The sequence below is a fragment of the Aeromicrobium sp. genome, from assembly GCF_014378035.1.
Classification (GTDB): domain Bacteria; phylum Actinomycetota; class Actinomycetes; order Propionibacteriales; family Nocardioidaceae; genus Aeromicrobium.
The window spans coordinates 1-2,483 of the sequence record NZ_JACMOM010000222.1; the positions used below are offsets into that span (position 1 = coordinate 1).

The 2,483-nt window shown below is 66.3% G+C and carries 2 protein-coding genes; one reads left to right on the top strand and one right to left on the bottom strand.

Features of this window, described 5'->3' with window-relative positions:
- Window positions 1–210 precede the first annotated feature (210 nt).
- Window positions 211–1,269: a zinc-dependent dehydrogenase gene (locus tag H7290_RS11535; protein ID WP_290514163.1), complete on the top strand. Its 1,059-nt coding sequence runs from the start codon at window positions 211–213 to the stop codon at window positions 1,267–1,269.
- Between the two features lie 83 nt (window positions 1,270–1,352).
- On the opposite strand, the gene H7290_RS11540 is transcribed toward H7290_RS11535, so the two are convergent.
- Window positions 1,353–2,483 (bottom strand): M4 family metallopeptidase (locus H7290_RS11540; RefSeq protein WP_290514164.1); only part of this gene is annotated, 1,131 nt, incomplete at its 5' end.

Genomic DNA, 2,483 nt, shown 5'->3' on the forward strand with positions numbered 1-2,483 from the left:
AAGCCTGTGATGCTCATCACGCACTTTCTGTGATTATCTTTATATCTCCCCCCACAGAGGTCGTCAAGGCCCCTCAAACCAACACGTTCACAGCGACATCCACGTAAATTACGTATGCTCGACCATCGACGTCGGAATGTTTGTCGTCTTAGAGTGACGGCAGACACACCCCTGTCACCTCGCCCGAGACACCAGCATCTGGAGGACACCATGAAGGCCCTACGGTTCTACGCCCCTGAGGACGTCCGGCTCGAGGATGTCCCGGAGCCCGGGTGCGGGCCCGACGAGATCAAGATCAAGGTGAAGAACTGCTCCACCTGCGGCACGGACGTCAAGATCTTCCACAACGGTCACCAGAACCTCTCCCCGCCGCGCACCATCGGTCACGAGGTGGCGGGCGAGGTCGTCGAGGTCGGTGCGGACGTCAACGCGACGTACGGCAGCGACTGGAAGCCGGGCGATCGCGCCCAAGTGATCGCGGCCGTGCCCTGCGGGGACTGCCACGAGTGCAACAAGGGCTGGATGGCGGTCTGCCAGAACCAGACGTCTGTCGGCTACCAGTACGACGGCGGTTTCGCCGAGTACATGATCGTGCCGAAGCAGGTCCTCAAGGTTGACGGCCTGAACCTGATTCCCGACAACGTGGGGTACGACGAGGCGTCCGCCGCCGAGCCGTTCGCCTGCGCGATCAACGCCCAGGAGCTGCTCGGTATCGAGCCCGGAGACACGGTCGTGGTCTTCGGCGCCGGACCGATCGGTTGCATGCACATCCGGATCGCCCGCGGCGTGCATGCCGTCGGGCCTGTCTACCTGGTCGACGTCAACGCCGAGCGCCTCAGGATGTCGGCCGAGGCCGTGCACCCCGAGGAGACCATCGACGGCTCGCAGGTCGACGTCGTCGCTCGGGTCATGGAGCTCACCGGAGGCCGCGGCGCGGACGTGGTCATCACCGCAACGGCCGCCAACGTGACGCAGGAGCAGGCGATCGCGATGGCGGCGCGCAACGGCCGGATCTCGTTCTTCGGCGGCCTGCCCAAGACCGATCCGACGATCACCTGCGACTCCAACGTCGTGCACTACCGCCAGCTGCACATCCACGGCGCCAACGGCTCCGCCCCGGAGCACAACAAGCGCGCCCTCGCCTACATCTCCAGCGGGCAGGTGCCGGTCAAGGACCTGATCACCGCCCACATTCCGCTGGAGCGTGCGCTGGAGGCCTTCGACCTGGTCACGAGTGGCGAGGCCATCAAGGTCACCGTCGAGCCCTGAGAGAACCCCCTCGATGCTCGCGCCACCAGCATCACGAGAGCCCGCCCCGACCACTGATCGAGGCGGGCTCTCGTGCGTCGTGATCAGCCGACGCTGACCGCGCTCCATGCCGCAGCGACGGCGCCCTGCTGGGCACTACCGACACCGTAGAGGTCCTGGGCGGCGCTCAGGGTCGCGGTGCGGGCCTGGGAGTACGTCGTGCCCGAGGTCATGTAGACCGTGAGCGCGCGGTACCAGATCTTCTGTGCCGCGTCGCGGCCGATGCCGGCCACCGTGGAGCCGTTGCACGTCGTGGAGCTGTGGGCGATCCCGTTGATCGTCTTGGCCCCCGAGCCCTCGGCCAGCAGGTAGAAGAGGTGGTTGCCCACACCCGATGAGTAGTGCACGTCGAGGTTCTTGGTGTTCGCGCTGTAGCAGTTCGGCGAGGAGCCGTCCGCGATCGGGTTGTCCATCCGGCGGAATCCCGCACCGTTCTTCAGGTCGAACTCCTCACCGATGAGGTAGTCACCCGGGTCGCTGGCGTTGCTTTCGTGGAACTCCACCATCGTGCCGAAGATGTCGGAGGTGGCCTCGTTGAGGCCGCCCGACTCACCGGAGTAGGTCAGGCCGGCGGAGTTCTCGGTCACACCGTGCGACATCTCGTGGCCTGCCACGTCGAGGGAGACCAGCGGTCCGAAGTTGACGCCGTCACCGTCGCCGTACGTCATCTTGGTGCCGTCCCAGAAGGCGTTGACGTAGTTCTTGCCGTAGTGCACCCGGTTGAAGGAACCCGCACCGGTGCCGAAGATGCCGTTGCGCCCGTGCACCTCCTGGTAGTAGTCCCAGGTGGCGTCGGTCCCGTACTGCGCGTCGGCGGCCGCCGACTTCCGGTCGGCGGTGGTGCCGTTGCCGAACGTGGTGGTGGTGCTGGTGACGACAGCGCCGCTCGCGCAGCCGGACCCGAGGACGGAGCACAGTGCACCGTCGGTCTTGTTGGCCACATCGGTGGTGTAGGTCCCGCCGCGGCTGGCGTCCTTGAGCTGGTACGTCGAGCCCGACTGCGTCAGGTTCAGCGCCACGGTGCCGCTGTAGAGCGTCTGCCCGGCGCCGTCGACGGTCTCGATCTGTTCCTCGCGACGCAGCACCTTGCCGGTGCCGGCGTCCACGTAGGTGGCCATCCGGCTGGGCGTGCCGTCCTGCTGCAGACCGCCGGTCATCACCTCCCAGGCGAGCGT